This window comes from Cellulomonas xiejunii (assembly GCF_024508315.1).
GTDB lineage: Bacteria > Actinomycetota > Actinomycetes > Actinomycetales > Cellulomonadaceae > Cellulomonas > Cellulomonas xiejunii.
This window is the reverse complement of sequence record NZ_CP101987.1, coordinates 4,012,015-4,028,715: the sequence shown is the minus strand read 5'-3', so window position 1 is coordinate 4,028,715 and position 16,701 is coordinate 4,012,015. Positions and strand designations below refer to the sequence as shown.

Genomic DNA, 16,701 nt, shown 5'->3' with positions numbered 1-16,701 from the left:
TTCCACCTACGGCTTCGCCGACTTCGACGCCGGCACCGCGACGGAAGGAGCACGATGACACTCGTGGTCATGGGCGGCCTGCCCGGTGCCGGCAAGTCCCATCTCGCCCGGCGGTTGGCGTCCGAGCTGGGGGCGACCCTGCTCGCCGCCGACACGGTCGAGCGTGGGTTGCGGGCGGCGGGGTTCGGCGACGACCCCAGGGTCGGCCTCGCCGGCTACGGCGTGTCGCAGGCGCTCGCCGCCGAGCAGCTCGGTCTGGGCGCGGTCGTCATCGCCGACGCCGTCAACATCCACCCGGAGGCGCGTGCGGCGTGGATCGACGTGGCGCGCCGGGCCGGCGTCGGCCTCGTGGTGCTCGAGGTCGTGTGCTCGGACCGCGCCCTGCACCGCACGCGGTTGGAGCAGCGCGGCGACGCGGTCCCGCACGTGGACTGGTCGCAGGTCGAGGACCTGCGTGAGCAGTACGAGCCCTGGCCGGTGCCCACGACGGTCGTGGACACGGTCCGCGACGTCGACACCTCGACGCTGCGTACCCTCGTGCCCCGACCGTGAGACGTGCCCCGAAGGTGACGGCGGCTGCCGGCCGCCGCGGAGCGCCCTGCGCGCGCCGACGGCCGCCGGTCACGTGGACCGACGGCCGCCGTCGACTCCGGGGAACGCCCCGGGCCGTGCACTCAGGAGCAGGCTGCCCCGTTGACCGTGAACGCGGTGGGTGCGGCGTTGGTGCCGCTGTACGAGCCGTTGAACCCGATGCTCGTCGACCCGCCCGCGGCGAGCGAGCCGTTCCACGCGGCGTTGGTCGCGGTGACCGTCGTCCCCGTCTGGCTCCACGTCGCGCTCCAGCCCTGCGTGACCTTCTGGTTGCCCGGGAACGTGAAGCCCAGCTCCCACGACGACCACGCGGTCGGGCCCGTGTTGGTCACCGTGACCGCGGCGGTGAAGCCCGTGCCCCACGAGTTCGCCGTGTACGTCACCCGGCAGGCCGCGGAGGCCGCGGGGGTGGGAGTGGGGGACAGCGTGGGGGTGACGGTCGGCGTCGGCGTGACCGTCGGCGTGACGGTCGGCGTCGGTGTGACGGTCGGCGTCGGTGTCGGCGTCGGCGTCGGCGTCGGAGTCGGCGTCGCCCCACCCGCCTGCTCGGCCGCCCACGCGGTGAGCCAGACGAGCGCCGAGTTCCAGTTGATCGCGACCTCGTTGACGGAGTACGCCTCGATGTCGTCGACGAAGCACTTCTGGGCCGCGCACCCGGCGAGCTCGGCGGCTGCGACCGGGTCCTGCAGCTCGCTGTTGGGGCCGCCGGAGAACGACCCGGGCGGTGCGATCGGCAGCGAGGAGTCGTTCTGGTTGGCCCAGAAGCGGTGGTGCACGTTGCGCACGGCCTTCTCGCCGTAGCCCGCCACGTACGACTGGTTGAGCGGGTTACGGCCCTGGAAGTAGTCGAGCGCGCCGTACACGGCGGTCCGGTACTTCGCCTGGCCGGTGAAGTCGTACGCGAGTGCGAGCGCGTTGGCGCTGTTCGCGACCTGGCCGTTCGAGCCCCAGTAGTAGACGCTGCCGGCGTTGTTGGGCGCCGGGTACGCCTGGTTCGCCAGCCGCGTCAAGGCCGCGTCGGCGAACGAGACGATCGCGGAGCGCGTCGCCGCGACGTCCGACGCGGGCAGGTCCGTGGGGACGAGCGCGAGCGTCGTGTCGCCCAAGCCGCCGGTCCAGCCCCAGTCGTAGCCGCGCTGCGCGAAGCTCACACCCTTGGAGAACGACGAGCCGGTGACGTCGGACCGGTAGCCCGACTCGCCCGTCGTCGCGTACAGCTCGGCGGCCGCCCAGTAGAACTCGTCGGTCACCGACGCGTCGCTGTAGGCGCCGCCGCCCGTGCCGTCGGTGCTCGACGCGATGCGGTTCGGGTTCGCCTTCGCGGCGGCGTACGCGGTCCGCGCGGCCGCCAGCGCCTTGGCGGAGAACGTCGGGTCGTACGACTCCCACAGGCGCGACGCCTGCGCGGCGACGGCCGCCATGTTGAGGGTCGCGGCCGTGCTCACGGGCGCGAGGATGCGGCGCTGGGCGTCCTGCGACGGGATCGTCGGGATACCCGTCCAGTTCTCGTCGTGCATCTTGTGGTGGACCATGCCGGCGTCCGTGCGACCGGCCGGGACCTGCATGCGCAGCAGGAACTCGACCTCCCAGCGCGCCTCGTCGAGCACGTCCGGAACGCCGTTCGCCCGCTCCGGGATCGCCAGCGTCCCGTCGCCCAGCGCCGCGCGGTCCGCTCCCTCGACGTGCAGCGTCCGCTCGTACGCGTTCTGCAGCTGCCACGTCGCGATGCCGCCGTTGACGACGTACTTGCCCTGGTCGCCCGCGTCGTACCAGCCGCCGCGCACGTCCAGGCTGTACCCGCACGACTGCCGGCACGGCACGCTCGTGTCGCCCTGGTTGGGCGCGACGCCCAGGTGCCCGGCCGCGCGCGCGTAGGTGCTGCCGACGTACTGGGCCTCGATCGCGATGCCCGAGCGCTGGTGGTAGAAGAACGCGAGCGCGTCGTAGCGGAGCTTCTTCAGCGGGTCGGCGGAGATGTCGAACGGGTAGCTGCTGGCACCGGCAGCGGACAGGACGTAGCCCGTGCCCGGGGTGTCGTAGGACGAGAAGTCGATGAGGTGCGTGCGGTCGCCGGACAGCGTGTCGGCACCCTTGACGGTCGACGTGCCCTCGGCGACCGTGCGGCCCGCCGCGTCGCGCAGCGTCCAGGCCACCGGGTTGGTCGAGGTGCTGACGAGCGTCGCGACCTTGGCGACGCCGGGCACGTAGGCGACCTGGTTGACCTTGACCGGCGAACCGGGGTCGGGGGCGGCGAGCGCGGTCGGTGCGGTGACGCTCGCGACGGTCAGTGCGGTGGCGACCGCGACGATCCGAGCGGTGGCGACCGCGAGATCGGCTCCCCGGCCGCGGCGCGACGCGCGCCGTCGGGTGATCGGTGACATGGCAGTCCTCGGGTAGGCGACGACGCGACGGGACGGCGCTCATACCTGGTAGCCGCCCGACGCTGGGTCCGGCCGTCGTGGAGCGCTTCCCCACGGTAGGTCAGGGACTCCGCTCGTCGGAGGGCCGCGCAACCGCGGAATCGATTAAGGGGTGGGCGACGAGCATTCGGCCGTCCTTCGCGCGCGGATCCCGCTCCAGAGGAGCAGCGCGCCGGCACCGATCAGCACGGGTTCGAGCGCGAAGGCGACCCCGAGCCCGTGCTGGTCGGCGAGGCTGCCGAGCAGGAAGGGCGCGGCCGCGGCGACCAGCCCGACGACCACCTGCGAACGGGCGTTCGCCTGGTCCTCGCGTCCGCGGGCGGCGTCGAGCGTGAGCGCGAGTGAGAGCGGGTAGAGGTTCGCGATGCCGACCCCGCACGCGAAAAGCCCGACGATCGCCAGGACGGGTCGGTCGGTCAACCAGAAGACGAGGAAGCTGACGCCGGTCAGCGCCAGCGAGGCGTAGAGCAGGGGGACGGCTCGACCGGCGCGGCGCGTGAGACCCGCGCCGAGCAGGCGCCCGACCAGGATGCCGAGGTAGTTGCTGCTGAGCGCCGTGCTCGCCGCCGCAGCGGACAGGCCGGCGTCGATGAGCATCTGAGGGCCGAAGTAGATGAGGCAGAACTCGATGGCCGAGCCCACGGCCGTGAGGACCGCGAACAGCCAGCAGGCGACGGGCAGCCGTCCGCCGGGTCCGGCGGCGGGGTCTGGTGCCGGACTCGGGAGCGGGAGCTGGCGGTAGCGCAGGTACAGCAGGAGGAGGACGAGCGCCGGCAGCGCGAACGTCGCACGCCACCCGACGACGGTGATGGTGAGCGCGCCGAGCGCCAGCGGCGCGAGCACCGCCGACGCCCCGGCGGCGATGTTGGCCTCGGTCAGCGCCTGGTCACGTCGGCTGCCGTGCCGGTCGGACAGGATCGCCTGGACCACGGTGAGCAGCATCGTGCCGGCGAAGCCGAACAGCGCCGCCGCGGACATGGTCGCGGGGGCGCTGCGGCCGACGGTGAACAACGTCGCACCGCCCACCGATGCGAGCGTCGAGAGCCAGAGCAGCGAGCCCCTGCTCAGGCGTCGTGCAGCCCGGACGAATCCCGCTCCTGCCAGCGCGGCACCCCCCGCCCACACCACGGAGTAGAGGCTGAGGGTGGTGTACGAGAAGTGGAGCTCCTCGCGCAGCAGGGTCACCGCGGGTCCGAAGGCGTAGAGCCAGAACGTGTAGCAGCCGAGCACCGCGTACGACACGACGGTGGCGGCGTCGCGCACGATGGGCCGGGCGTCGCCCGGCTGCCGCGCGGTTGCGCGCGACGAGGCGGTGGAGCCGTCGCGGTCGGGAGTACGTGTGTACCGGTACACACGTACAGTGTGTGGCGTGGACGGCGCGGCAGGCAACAGGGGGAGACGGGTCACCATGCGCGAGGTCGCCCGGGCCGCCGGTGTCTCCACCATGACGGTCTCCTACGTGTACTCCCGGCCCGACCGGGTGTCACCGGACGCGGCGGCGAAGGTTCGGGCCGCCGCCCAGGAGCTGCACTACCCGGGTCCGAACCCCACGGCACGGTCCCTGAGTCGCGGCCGTGCCGGCTCTCTGGGTGTCGTCCTGGGTGAGCGGTTGAGCTATGCGTTCGACGACCCCCAGGCGGCCCGGTTCCTCTCGGGGGTCTCGGACGTGTGTGCCAGCGAGGGCGTGGGGCTGACGCTCGTGCCGACGACCGGCACGTCGTCGGACGTCGCTCGCGTCGCCCAGGCCGCCGTGGACGGCTTCGTCGTCTGGACGACCAGCGACGACGACCCCGTGCTCGACGCCGTCGCCCGGACGAGGCTCCCCGCCGTGGTCCACGCCGGTCCCGGCGGGCACGGGATGCCGGTGATCGGCATCGACGACCGGGCAGCGGGGTCTGCCATCGGGCGCGTGGCGTTCGCCCGGGCCACGCGTCCCGTCGTCCTCGGCTTCCCGCTCGACCGCGGACGCGACCGTCGGTTGCTCGTCGGTGACCAGGTCGGCGACGTGAGGTTCCCGGTCACCCGCCATCGGTGGGAAGGTCTGTGCGCCGCCTGGACGAACGTGGGCCGTGACCCCGCCCAGCTCCGGCTCGCGGTGTGCCCGGTCAACCGCGTGAGCGAAGGCGAGAGCCACGTCCGCGAGCTGCTCCAGGGCGACGACCCGCCCGACGCCGTGGCCGCCATGAGTGACGAGCTCGCCCTCGGGGCCCTGCGCGCCGCCGAGGCTCTCGGTACGCGCGTCCCCGCCGACCTCGCCGTCACCGGGTGGGACGACAGCGACGCGGCCGGGCCTGCCGGCCTGACCACACTCGGACAGTCGCTGCGCGAGCAGGGCGCCGCGTGTGCGCGGGCAGCGCTCGGGCAGCCGGTGCAGCCCCAGGAGCGGCACGACTGGCACGTGGTGGTCCGGTCGACGACCCGCGACCCGGACTGACAGTCGGCGTCGACAGCCCGCTACGCCGACTGCCACGATCCCGCGTGTGACCGACGACTTCGCCAAGGCGTACCTGCTCGACGACCTGCGCTGGGCGCGTCGGGCCCTCCTCAGCAAGGTGGACGGGCTGTCCGAGTACGACGCCCGGCGCCCGCTGACCAGCACCGGGACGAACCTGCTCGGCCTGGTCAAGCACCTGACCGTGACGGAGGCGCGGTACCTCGGGGAGGTCTTCGGTCGCCCGTACCCCGAGCCGCTGCCCCGGTGGGACGACCCGGGGTACGCCAACCGCGACGACCTGTGGGTCACGGCGCAGGAGTCACGCGCCGACGTGGTCGCCGCCTACGAGCGGGCCTGGCGCCATGCGGACGCGACGATCGAGGCGCTGCCGATCGACGCGCCCGGCCGCGTCCCCTGGTGGCCCCAGCCGGACGTGCTGTTGTTCAACGTGATGGTGCACGTGCTGACGGAGACCAGTCGTCACGCGGGGCACGCGGACATCCTGCGCGAGCAGCTCGACGGTGTGACCGGCGTGGCGCCGGGCGCGGCGTCGGGCCGCGACGACACCGACTGGGCGGCGCACCGCGCGCGGGTCGAGGGGGCCGCCCGAGAGGCTGGCGTCGGCGACTGACGCCCAGGGTGCCGAGAGCCTGGGCGTGGTCGGGGAGGTTGTCGGCGTTCGTCAGCCCGCCCGGACGATGTCGACGACCTCGCTCAGCGTCCCGACCCGGTACCGCGCCTGCGAGAAGTCGCCGCCGCGCGTGAAGTGGTAGTCCACGACCGCGCAGTCGATCCCGGCCGCCACCGCTGACCGCAGCCCGCGCTCCGAGTCCTCGACGACGAGCGTCTCGGACCTGGCGGCGCCGAAGCGCTGCAGCCCCATGAGATACGGCTCGGGGTGGGGCTTGGCGCGCACGTAGTCCTCGCGCACGAGGACGAAGTCCAGGAACGCGCGGATCCGGCGCTCGGCGTGGATGAGGTCGAAGTCCGCGCGCTTGGAGCTCGTCACGACGGCCAGGTGGGCGTGCTGGGACAGCTCGGCGAGCGCCTCGACGACGCCGTCGATCTCGATGGTCTGCGTCCGCAGGTGCTCCTGGTAGTAGGCGTCGCGCGCCACGCGGAGCCGGTCGATCGTCCGCTCGTCGACGCCTGCCGCCCGGGCCTGGTCCCACGTGCCGAGCCCCTGGGCCATGTCGCTCAGGTACCGCGCCTTGTCCAGGCTCACGCCGGCCTCGGCCAGCGCGCGTGCGCCGGCCTCGTAGTACCAGTGCTCGGTGTCCACGAGGACGCCGTCGTGGTCGAGAAGGACGTACCTCTTCATCCCGGCAGGTCCGCGAGGGTGCCAGGCCGCCGCCGCGGGGCCGGTGCAGGCGCCGCGCCTCGCGGGGCGACCTTCCAGACGAGCACCGCCGCTGCCGCCAGCGGGAGCGCCACCACGGCGTCCGACCACGGGCTCGTGTCGTGCGAGGAGTACAGCACCACCACCGGGCCGAGGAGCCAGGTGGGCAGCGGGCTGGACACGATGAGCGCGGCCGCGAGCGCGAGCGTCCACCGGTAGTGGCCCGGCTCGGGCCCGGCCCAGAGCTCACGTGTCGCCCAGATGCCCGCGGCGACGGGGACGACGACAGTCAGGACGAGCACCGCGGCCGTGATCCCGGGCGTGGGCTGGACCTTCCCGGTCACCCCGGACGTCCAGGCGTGCGCACCGAGGACGGTGAGGGCGCCCGTCGTCGAGACCGCCACCGGCACCGCGAACCAGAGCGCCCGCCGGACCAGGAGGAACGGCAGCACGGCGGCGGCGCCCGCAAGCAGGATCATCGCCGCGCCGGCGTACTGGGCCGCGTCCCCGACGGGTGTCCACGGGTCGCCGATGAGCAGGTGGTCGAACACGTGGTCCTGCAGCCGCAGGCACGCGTCGGTCTCGAAGGCGCCCCGCCGGCACGCGGGCCACCACCGTTGCGCCGCCGCGGTCACGAACATCACGGCGGACGCGAGCAGCAGCAGCGACGCCGTCGCTCTCATCACGAATCGGGACATGTCAGGAGTGAAGCCCAGATCGGCACGCCTGACCAGAGCTCGTCCGGCGCGCGGGGACGGGGTCGGCCGCCTTTAGTTGTGCCATCAACCAATGTGGTGTAGCGTCAATGTTGACGCAACAACCAAACGACTCCAGGAGCTTCCATGGCACACGTCACCATCATCGGCACGGGCAACATGGGGCAGGCCATCGCCGGCCTCGTCGCCAAGGGCGGCCACTCGGTCCAGGCCCTCGCCCACGCGGACGCCGACCAGGCCGTCACGGGAGACGTCGTCGTCCTCGCCGTGCCCTACGGCGCGCTTGCGGACGTCGTCGCCCAGCGGGCCGAGCAGCTCGCCGGGCGGATCGTCGTCGACATCACCAACCCGGTGGACTTCGCGACCTTCGACTCGCTCGTCGTCCCGGCCGACGGCTCCGCGACGGCCGAGCTCGCCGCGGCCCTCCCGCAGTCGCGCGTGCTCAAGGCCTTCAACACCAACTTCGCCGCCACCCTCGCCTCGGGCGCGGTCGGCGACCTGCCCACGACCGTCCTGGTCGCCGGCGACGACGCGCAGGCCAAGGAGCTGCTCATCGACGTCGTCGCCTCCGGTGGTGTCCGTGCCGTCGACGCCGGCTCGCTGAAGCGTGCCCGCGAGCTGGAGGCCGTCGGCTTCCTGCAGCTCACGCTGGCGGCCGGCGAGAAGATCGCCTGGACCGCGGGGTTCGCGGTCGTCTCCTGACCCCTGCGCGCCGCGCGCCTGCTCAGCCCTGAACCACGGGGGAGAGCAGGTGCGCAGCGCCGCGGCGGACGTCGTCCCAGTCGGTCGTCCGCACGTGCTTCTCGTGGCGCGTGCGCAACCGCTCGCGCTCGCGGTGCTCGCGCCGGAGCCCGTCGACGTCGAGGTGCACTCCCGGCAGCCCGCCGCGCTGCGCCACCTCCTCGACGCGCCGCGACATCGCGGACACGACGGCGTGGTCGAGGGAGATCACCGCCGCCTCGTAGGCGGACGTGGGGACGGTCCAGCGACGGGCTCGGCCGACGGTGAAGCGGTCGTCGTCGTGCCGCCAGTCCACCGTGATCTCGTCACGCCCGTCCGCAACCGTGCGCCAGAACGCCAGGCGCGGTGCGCCGCGCAGGTACCCCAGGTCGAGGCGGTGCTCGCCGTGCCAGAGCGCCGCCGTGACGCGGAGGTCGTCGGCGAGGGCGCTCGCGGCGGGTGTCTCCTCCTCGTCGTCCTGCGGGCATGCCGGCCAGTCCGCCCGGTCCGACGCGACGAACGGGACGAGGTCGGCGGGCACGGGCTCGAGAACCGCCGGGGTCAGGGCCAGGACGTCCTCCCAGAGCCGCGCGACCTCGTAGTCGACGTACGGGTGAGGGCCGTCGTCCTGCGCGAGGCGCAGGACCTGGTCGCCCCCGACCTCCAGCCAGTACCAGCCGTCGGTGAGCCCGAACCAGTGCAGCGTGGGTTGCGCGTCACCCCAGGGCGCGACGTCGTCCAGCCGGCGCAGCTCGAAGCGGAACGCGATCACGGCACAGTCGATCACGGTGGACGAGTCGGGAGGAACCCCCCGTCGATCCCCTTGACAGCGTGCGTGCCGACCCCGTTAGGTTCGTGAGCATTCTCGATAGAGAACGTTTGCCACTGCTACCCCCCGCGCAACGGTGCGTCGGGGAGGCCCTGGAGGGGATCCCATGCCGGGTTCGCGACCGGACGTCACCGCCACTGCAGGAGCGGGTGCCGTCCGGCCCGCACGCAGGGCGATCAGACCCACGATGGCGACGCTGCTCGCGGGGGCGCTGACGGTCGCCGCGCTGGTCCCCGCGCACCCCGCGCTCGCCGCGACCGCGCCGGAGCTGCCGCCGAGCGGGCAGACCTTCGAGCACTACCCGCCGATGAAGGAGGTCTACGAGGACTACTTCTCGTTCGGCATCTTCGGCGCGGGGGAGGTCGAGGGGCTGGTCTACAACTACGCGTCCTACACGCCGGGCAACGAGATGAAGCCCGAGAGCACGCAGCGCGACAAGGGCGTGTTCACCTTCGACCCGGCGGAGGCGGCCTTCGCGCGGTACACGACCCGCAACCCCGACCTCGCGCTGTACGGGCACACCCTCGCGTGGCACTCCCAGACGCCCACGTGGATGTGGGACGCGCCACCGGCCAGGTTCGACCAGCCCGGCACGTTCGACAGCGCCGTGGCGCTCGAGAACCTCAACACCCACGTCGAGGCCGTCCTCGGGCACTTCGGTGAGCGCCTGGTCGCGATCGACGTCGTGAACGAGGCCGTCGGCACCGCGAACCCGGCCGACTGGCGCGGCTCGCTGGCCAAGGGCGAGGGCTGGTACCAGGCCCTGGGCGCCGACTGGGTGGAGCTCGCGTTCCTCAAGGCGGCCGAGGTCGTCGACGCCAACGGCTGGGACGTCAAGCTCACGTACAACGACTTCGGCCTGGACTCCCCGGCCAAGGCGCGCGTCGTCTACGAGATGGTCAAGGACATCAACGAGCGCCACGCCGGCCTGCGCCCGGGCGGCAAGCCGTTGATCGAGGTCATCGGCATGCAGGGCCACTACAACCTGGCCACCGACGTGACGGCCGTCGAGCAGAACATCAAGCTCTTCGCGACCCTCGGCGACGTCGAGGTCCACGTGACCGAGATGGACATCGCCCTGCCGCCCGGCGAGCTGACGCCCGAGAACGAGAACAACCAGGGCATGAAGTACGCCGAGCTCTTCCAGGTCTACCGCGACCACGCGGCCGGCCCGGCCAACACGACCGACAACCCGCACGTGGTCGCCGCCGTGAAGCTCGCGGGCGTGCGGGACGTCGTCACCGGCTGGAAGGGCGGCGAGTTCGCCATGCCGTACGACTACGACGGCAACGCCAAGCTCGCGCTGCTCGGCATCCTCTACCCGGAGCAGTTCCTCGCGACGCACGAGTACATCGACACCTCCGGCGGCGAGGAGCGCCCGCCGGTCCCCGGCGTGCACGTGTTCGACACCTCAGCCGGTGACTCGTGGAGCGGCGCCAACATCGTCCTCGGCGACGACGCGTCGGCGTGGCCGTGGTCGACGACCGACGACGGCGAGGTGGCCTTCCGGCCCGAGCCGGGCGCGACGTACCGCCTCACGGTGAACTACACCGCCAAGGGCACGACGGCGATCCGGGTCCGGTGGCTCAAGGACAACACCAACGGCGGCTACACGAGCGGCGACGGTGCCGTGATCAACGACCACCAGTACTCCGCGAGCCAGGTCGCCACGCACATCCCCGCGTACTTCAACAGCGGCATGGTCAACATGGGCAGCTACGACCTGGTCACCCAGATCACGCTCGACGGCGACCAGCCCGCCGACGGCCTCATCGGCAACATCGGCATCCGCGGGGGCGCGGGAGGCAACGCGTTCTCGGTCAACACGATCAAGGTCGAGAAGGTCTCCGACGCCGGCGACGAGGTCCTCGTGACGTGGCCGGCCGCGGCCGTCCCGCCGGCGAGCGCCCCCGCGGCGCCGACGGCCGTCTCCGCGGTCGCCGCCGCCGGATCCGCGACCGTGTCGTGGACGCCCCCGGCCGACGACGGCGGCAGCCCCGTCACGGTGTCGACCGTCACCGCCGCCCCGGGCGGGGCGACGTGCACGACCGACGGCGCGTCCTGCGTCGTCACCGGCCTGACGAACGGCCGGGCGTACACGTTCACGGTGGTCGCGACCAACGCTGCGGGCGCCTCCGAGCCGTCCGCGGCGTCGGCGCCGGTGACGCCGATGGTGCTCCCCGGCACCCCCGGGCAGGTCTCGTTGACCGTCTCGGCGGACGCCGAGTGCGTCGCCGGGCGGCCGCGCGTCACCGTGCACGTCCGCAACAACGAGCGCGTGCCGGTCCTCGTCGCCGCGACGACCCCCTGGTGGTCGGTCTCCGGGCGGCTGCTGATGCCGGGAGCGTCGTTCGAGCGCACCTGGTCGGCGCCGGGCGCGAGCGTGGCCGCGGGGAACGTCCGGGTCACGGGTGCGGCGGTGGTCAGCTGGCGGCCCGCCCTGACGAGCTACCAGGCCGGTCATGCGGGAGCGTCCTGCGGCTGACGTCGGAGCGGTGCACCGGCGGGGTCCTCCCGCCGGTGCACCGGCGGGGCATCAAGGCCCGCGCGCGGGGGAGCACCGCCGGAGCCGTCGTACCCTGGTATCAGCTCAGGGGCAGTCTTCCGTGTGTGGGGTGGGGCGCACGGGTCCTCGACGCATCCCCGGAGCACCCACCTTGACGTACCAGCTCGCGCCCTCGCGCGCGTCCGCACCCAGCGGCGTCCCCGCACCCCGCCTCTCGCTGCCTGCCGCCGGCGGTCTGCCCTTCCTCGTCACCGCCCTGGCCGGGCGCATCCCGTCCTCGATGATCCAGCTGGGCCTGCTGATGTTCGTGGCCTCGTCCGGGCTCGGTGTGGGGCTCGGCGGCGCGACGGTGGCGGCCGTCGGCATCGGCACCGCCGTCGGGGCCCCGCTCGTGGGGCGCGGCGTCGACCGGTGGGGGCCGCTGCCCGTCGTCGCCGCGGCGACCGCCCTGCAGGTCACCGGTCTGCTCGCGGTTCTCGTGGCCACCACGCAGGGCGCCGCGACGTGGCTCCTGCTGCTGTGCGCGGCGGTCGTGGGTGCCGCGAACCCGCAGGTCGGGTCGATCGCCCGCTCCCGCTGGTCGCACCTGGCCCGACGCGGCGGAGGGCCGGACCTCGTCCGCCGTGCGCTGGGCTACGAGGTGGCCGCCGACGAGCTCGGGTTCGTCGTGGGGCCCGTGGCCGCCGGGCTGCTGGTCGCGCTGCTCGGCCCCGTGCCCGCGCTGTGGGTCCTCGTCGGCCTCGCCGTCGTGGGCCAGGGCGCCTTCGCCGCGTACCTGTGGACGGACCGCGCGGCGTGGCCCCGGCGCACCCGCACGGACGTCGGGACGGCGCAGCCAGTCGCGCGCCTGGACCTGCGTCCGCTCCTCGCGCCGATGCTCGCGTGCCTCGCGGTCGGCATCGCGTTCGGCGCGACGCAGACCGGTCTCACCGCCGTGAACGCCGCGCGCGGCACCGAGGAGCTCACCGGCCTGGTGTACGCCTGCGCCGGGGTCGGCAGCGGGATCGCGAGCCTCGCGCTGTCCCGGCGGGTCCGCCGCGGGAGCATCGCCGTGCGCGTGGTCGCCGGAGGTGCGGCGGTCCTGGTCGGGGCACTGGGGCTCGCCGCGCTGCCCGGCGCCTGGGGTGCGGCGGCGTGGGCGGTCGTCCTCGGGGTCGGTGCCGGCACGCTGCTCGTCAGCGGCTACGCCCGCGCCGAGCAGGTCGCGGCGCCGGGGCTCGTCGCGTCGACGATGGCGCTGCTGGCCACCGCGCTGGTGCTCGGGGTCTCCGGGGGAGCGGCGGCCGGCGGCGCGCTCGCGGGTTCGCTGCCGCACGTCTTCTGGCCCGCCGCCGCGGCCGGCCTGCTCGGCATCTGCGCCGGGGCGGCCCTGCGCACGGACGGGCGTCCGCCCCGGCCGTGACCCGGGCGGGCGGTCGGCGCGTCCGGGTCCGCCGCTCCCGGCCGGGCGCCGCCGCCCACGGCTCGGGAGGCCGTCGACCGAGCCCCGACATAGCCTGCCGAGGTGACGTCCCCACCGCCCGTCGCACCCCCGGAGGGTGCCGACGACGTCGCACCGCGGCACGCGCGTCGCTCGCCGCGGGCCGCGCGGGCCCGTGCCGTGGCACTCGCCGGTCTCGCGGTCGTGTGCCTCGGGGCGGGCGCTCTCACCTCGGTCGCTCTCGACGGCGCGCAGGGCGAGCCCGTCGCGCGTCCGACGACGGCTGCCGGGGTCCGCACCCCGGCGTCGACCCCGACACCCGCGTGCGTCCCCGCGCCGCTGGAGCAGCGCGCCGCCGCGACGCTCGTCGTCGGCCTGCCGGGCGTGCGCACCGCCACGGACCCGCTCGCGCGGGACGTCGTCGCGCTCGGCGTCGGGGGCGTCTTCCTGTCCGAGTCGAACGTCGTCACGGCGCAGCAGGTGGCGGCGCTGTCGGCGGGGCTGCGCGCGCTGGCGGCTCGGCCCCTGCTCGTGTCGACCGACGAGGAGTCGGGCCGGGTCGCGCTCATGCGCGGCGTCGTCGGCGCGGGGCCGTCACCGCGACGGATGGCGCAGCGTGGCACCCCCGAGGCGGTGCGGCAGCGTGCCGCCGCCACGGGGAAGGCGCTCGCCTCGGTCGGCGTCGACCTCGACCTCGCGCCGGTCCTCGACCTCGACGACGGCCCGGCCGGGGGAGTCATCGGCGACCGGTCGTTCAGCGCGGACCCCGCCACGGCCGCGGACTACGGCCTCGCGTACGCCCGGGGCCTCACCGACGCGGGCGTCAGGCCCACGATGAAGCACTTCCCGGGGCACGGGCGCTCCACCGTCGACTCGCACGCGAGGTCCGCGCTCGTCACCGCCGGGCTCGACGAGCTCGCCGCGACCGACCTGCTGCCCTTCCAGCGCGCGATCGACGCCGGGGCGCCGGTGATCATGCTCAACCACCTGCAGTACGCGGCCCTCGACCCCGACCGGCCGGCGTCGCTGAGCCCGCGTGCCTACGAGCTGCTGCGGGACATGGGCTTCGAGGGGGTCGCGATGACCGACTCCGTCGGCATGGGCGCGGTGAACCTGCGGTGGGACTTCCCGGCAGCCGCCGTCGAGGCGGTCGCCGCGGGCGCGGACGCCGTCCTGACGACGGACGGGCGCCAGGCCGTGCGGATGCGTGACGCGCTCGTCGAGGCGGTGCGGACCGGGCGGCTGCCCGAGCAGCGGCTCTCGGAGGCGGCGGCGCGGGTCACCGCGCTCGCGGGCGGGGACCCGGTGGCGGTGTCGTGCGTCGACGTCGCCCGCCCGACGCTCGCGGGGCCGACCGCCGTCCCCTGAGCGGTCCGGTCCAGCACTGCATCACTCCGGGGCGCCGACGACCGACGTGCCGGTGCGGGTGATCGTGTAGGTGACCTGCTCACCGCTCCAGAAGTGGAAGGTGAGCGTGACACGCTCTTCGGCCACCTCGGCGAAGAACTCCGGCGTGAGCAGGATCGTCCCGGTCGCGGGGTCGGGACGGAAGCTGCTCCAGAACTCCTTGTACGACGTCCACGACGGCGGTCCGGCGTTCGAGCCGTCGTCGTAGCGTGCCTCCATGGTCGCCAGCTGGTCGCCGCGCAGCTGTGCGGGTATGGCGAAGGACGTGGTGGTGCCGGTCGCGGCGCCGAGGACCGGGACGTCGGCGGTGATGACGTCGATCGCCCACGGCACACCCTGGGAGAAGCGCGCTTCGACCGTCGTCGCGACGCCGTACCCGCGCTCGCCCGCCAGCCGGGTCAACGCGGGCCCCGTCAGGGTCAGCTGGTCACCGTCGACGGTGTAGTCCGTGCCGCGCACCAGCTCCGTGCCGTCGTGCCACAACCCCCGGAACGTGGTGCCGTTCGGGTTCAGGGTGAGCGACCTCGCGGTGATCGAGCCGCTGCCCGGCAGGTAGACCCGGTCCGACGACGCGGTGCCGGAGCGCTCCGTCCAGCTGGCGCGCATCATGTCGTGCACGCCCTCGTCGCGCCAGGTCAGCGCGTTGCGGTCGAGGAACTGCCCGGCGTCCCAGACCATCGTCGTCAGCCCGCGGGTGCGGGCGTGGTACCCGACGGCCTCGAGGTACTTGAGGAACTCGCCGCGCTGGATGATCCCGGGCCGGGTGTGGTCCCAGGCCAGCAGCGCCCACTCGCCGACCACGACGGGCACGCCGCGCTCGACGAACGTGTCCGTCACGCGGTCGAACGAGCCGATCAGGTCCTGCTCGACCTCGGTGCTGTACCGGGTGCCGCCGGCGATGTTCACGCTGAACGGCCACCACCCGTAGAAGTGCACGGTGGCCGCGAGGTTCGGGTCGTCGAGCTGCTCGATGGTCTCGGCGAGCGCGTCGAGGCGGGGCTGCTCGCTGCTGGTGTGCAGCGTCGGCAGGACCAGCAGGCGCGTGGCGTTGCCGCCGCCCGTGGCGCGCACGCGCTCGACGAAGTCGGTGTTGAGCTCCTGCACGAGGACGTCGCCCTGCTCGTCGGTGGCGCCCGCGAACTGGGGCTCGTTGAGGCTCTCGAGGACGAGCCGGGAGGACCGGTCGCGGAACGTCACGGCGATCTGGTCCCACAGCGCGCGGTACCGGGTGAGGACGGCCTCGCGGTCGGTCGGGTAGTCGTCGGCCCACTGCCAGGAGTCGTGGTGCAGGTTGAGCATCACGTAGAACCCCTCGTCGAGGGACCAGTCGACGACCTGCTCGACCCGCGCGAGCCAGACCGGGTCGATCGTGTGGTCGGGGGCCGGGCCGACGTGGTCCGTCCACGTCACGGGGATGCGGATGCTGTTGTAGCCCTCGGAGCGGACGTGGTGCAGCAGCTCGCGGGTGGTCAGCGGGTTGCCCCAGGCGGTCTCGTCCGGGATGGCGTCGAGCGTGTTGCCGAGGTTCCAGCCGGGCTGCATGGCGGCGACGGTCGCCATGGCGTCGGCCGGCTCCGAGGACGGGGTCGGGCGCGGCGACGTCGACGGGGTGGGCCCGGGCGGCGTCGTGACGTCGGGCGTGGGCGACGGTGTGACGACCGGCGTCGGCGACGCGGTGGGGGACGCGGTCGCCGACGGCGAGCCACCGACCTGCCCCGTGCACGTCACGCCGTTGAGCGTGAACGTCGTCGGGGCCGCGTTGTTGCCGGTCCAGGAGCCGAGGAAGCCGAACGACACCGACCCGCCGCTGGGCACACGGGCGTTGTACGCCGCGTTCGTCGCGACCACCTGGCCACCGGACGCGCGGGTCGTGGCGTTCCAGGCCTGCGTGACGCGCTGCCCGGACGGGAACGTCCACGCCAGACGCCAGCCGTCGAGGGAGTCGCCCAGGTTGGTCACCGTCACGTCGGCCGTGAAGCCGCCCGGCCACTGCGACGGCACCGTGTACTCGACGCGGCACCCGGCCGCGCCTTGCGCCCCCACCGCCGGTACGAGCGCGCCGACCAGTGCGACGAGTGCGACGACGACCGGTGCCCAGAGCCTGCGGATGCGTCCGTGCCGTGCGGGAGTGGTCACCGGGACTCCTCGTCGGGTCGTCGTGGGCCGCGCCCGGATCCCGGGCGACTGCGTGCGAACGTTCACACGGACGAGGTCGACGGTCCCAGACGGCGCGGTCCGCGCGTATCGCGCAAAACGATTCGCCGTGGTTCGTGGTGGCCGCTGCGCCCCTTCGGGCGTCCGGCGGCGTCAGGGTGACGA

Annotated in this window: 13 protein-coding genes; 7 read left to right on the top strand and 6 right to left on the bottom strand. The window is 73.8% G+C overall.

All coding sequences use genetic code 11. The annotated features are described in order from the left end of the window. The first annotated feature begins 54 nt into the window (after positions 1-54). Entirely contained in the window at positions 55-552 is a 498-nt protein-coding gene (locus NP048_RS18510) for a P-loop nucleotide/nucleoside kinase family protein (protein ID WP_227576789.1), read from the top strand. Positions 553-674: 122 nt separating this feature from the next. On the opposite strand, the gene NP048_RS18505 is transcribed toward NP048_RS18510, so the two are convergent. After that, the gene (locus NP048_RS18505; protein ID WP_227576788.1) at positions 675-2,972 is read right to left on the bottom strand and encodes a glycoside hydrolase family 9 protein; all 2,298 of its coding nucleotides are present in this window, start codon (positions 2,970-2,972) and stop codon (positions 675-677) included. A 144-nt stretch (positions 2,973-3,116) separates the two neighbouring features. Then, a complete protein-coding gene (locus NP048_RS18500) occupies positions 3,117-4,364 on the bottom strand; it encodes an MFS transporter (RefSeq protein ID WP_227576787.1) in 1,248 nt (415 codons plus the stop codon). 16 nt (positions 4,365-4,380) lie between these two features. Here NP048_RS18500 and NP048_RS18495 point away from each other — a divergent pair, with 16 nt between their 5' ends. Both NP048_RS18495 and NP048_RS18490 read left to right on the top strand, forming a co-directional pair. Next, entirely contained in the window at positions 4,381-5,445 is a 1,065-nt protein-coding gene (locus tag NP048_RS18495; RefSeq protein ID WP_227576786.1) for a LacI family DNA-binding transcriptional regulator, read from the top strand. Between the two features lie 46 nt (positions 5,446-5,491). Continuing rightward, the gene (locus tag NP048_RS18490; RefSeq protein ID WP_227576785.1) at positions 5,492-6,076 is read left to right on the top strand and encodes a DinB family protein; all 585 of its coding nucleotides are present in this window, start codon (positions 5,492-5,494) and stop codon (positions 6,074-6,076) included. Between the two features lie 51 nt (positions 6,077-6,127). Here NP048_RS18490 and NP048_RS18485 read toward each other — a convergent pair whose 3' ends face one another. Then, positions 6,128-6,766: an HAD family hydrolase gene (locus NP048_RS18485; RefSeq protein ID WP_227576784.1), complete on the bottom strand. Its 639-nt coding sequence runs from the start codon at positions 6,764-6,766 to the stop codon at positions 6,128-6,130. Continuing rightward, positions 6,763-7,482, bottom strand: coding sequence for a hypothetical protein (locus NP048_RS18480; protein WP_227576783.1), 720 nt, complete (start codon positions 7,480-7,482; stop codon positions 6,763-6,765). Before NP048_RS18480 ends, NP048_RS18485 begins: the two co-directional genes overlap by 4 nt. 144 nt (positions 7,483-7,626) lie before the next feature. Between NP048_RS18480 and NP048_RS18475 the strand changes: the two genes are divergently transcribed. Next, positions 7,627-8,202, top strand: a complete 576-nt coding sequence (locus tag NP048_RS18475) for an NADPH-dependent F420 reductase (RefSeq protein WP_227576782.1) — start codon at positions 7,627-7,629, stop codon at positions 8,200-8,202. A gap of 22 nt (positions 8,203-8,224) precedes the next feature. Here the strand turns inward: NP048_RS18475 and NP048_RS18470 are convergent, their stop codons facing one another. Further along, on the bottom strand, positions 8,225-8,992 hold the full coding sequence (locus NP048_RS18470; RefSeq protein WP_227576781.1) for a DUF5984 family protein: 768 nt from the start codon (positions 8,990-8,992) through the stop codon (positions 8,225-8,227). Positions 8,993-9,236: 244 nt separating this feature from the next. On the opposite strand from NP048_RS18470, the gene NP048_RS18465 reads away from it, so the two are divergent. The 3 genes from NP048_RS18465 (at position 9,237) to NP048_RS18455 (ending at position 14,343) form a co-directional block, all read left to right on the top strand. Then, complete coding sequence (locus NP048_RS18465) at positions 9,237-11,534, top strand: endo-1,4-beta-xylanase (protein WP_227576780.1); 2,298 nt, start codon at positions 9,237-9,239, stop codon at positions 11,532-11,534. A 172-nt stretch (positions 11,535-11,706) separates the two neighbouring features. Next, positions 11,707-12,957 (top strand): MFS transporter, encoded by a 1,251-nt coding sequence (locus tag NP048_RS18460; protein ID WP_227576779.1) that lies wholly within the window; start codon positions 11,707-11,709, stop codon positions 12,955-12,957. A gap of 102 nt (positions 12,958-13,059) precedes the next feature. Next, positions 13,060-14,343: a glycoside hydrolase family 3 N-terminal domain-containing protein gene (locus NP048_RS18455; protein WP_227576778.1), complete on the top strand. Its 1,284-nt coding sequence runs from the start codon at positions 13,060-13,062 to the stop codon at positions 14,341-14,343. A gap of 21 nt (positions 14,344-14,364) precedes the next feature. Here the strand turns inward: NP048_RS18455 and NP048_RS18450 are convergent, their stop codons facing one another. Beyond that, positions 14,365-16,518: a cellulase family glycosylhydrolase gene (locus NP048_RS18450; protein WP_227576777.1), complete on the bottom strand. Its 2,154-nt coding sequence runs from the start codon at positions 16,516-16,518 to the stop codon at positions 14,365-14,367. Positions 16,519-16,701 lie beyond the last annotated feature (183 nt).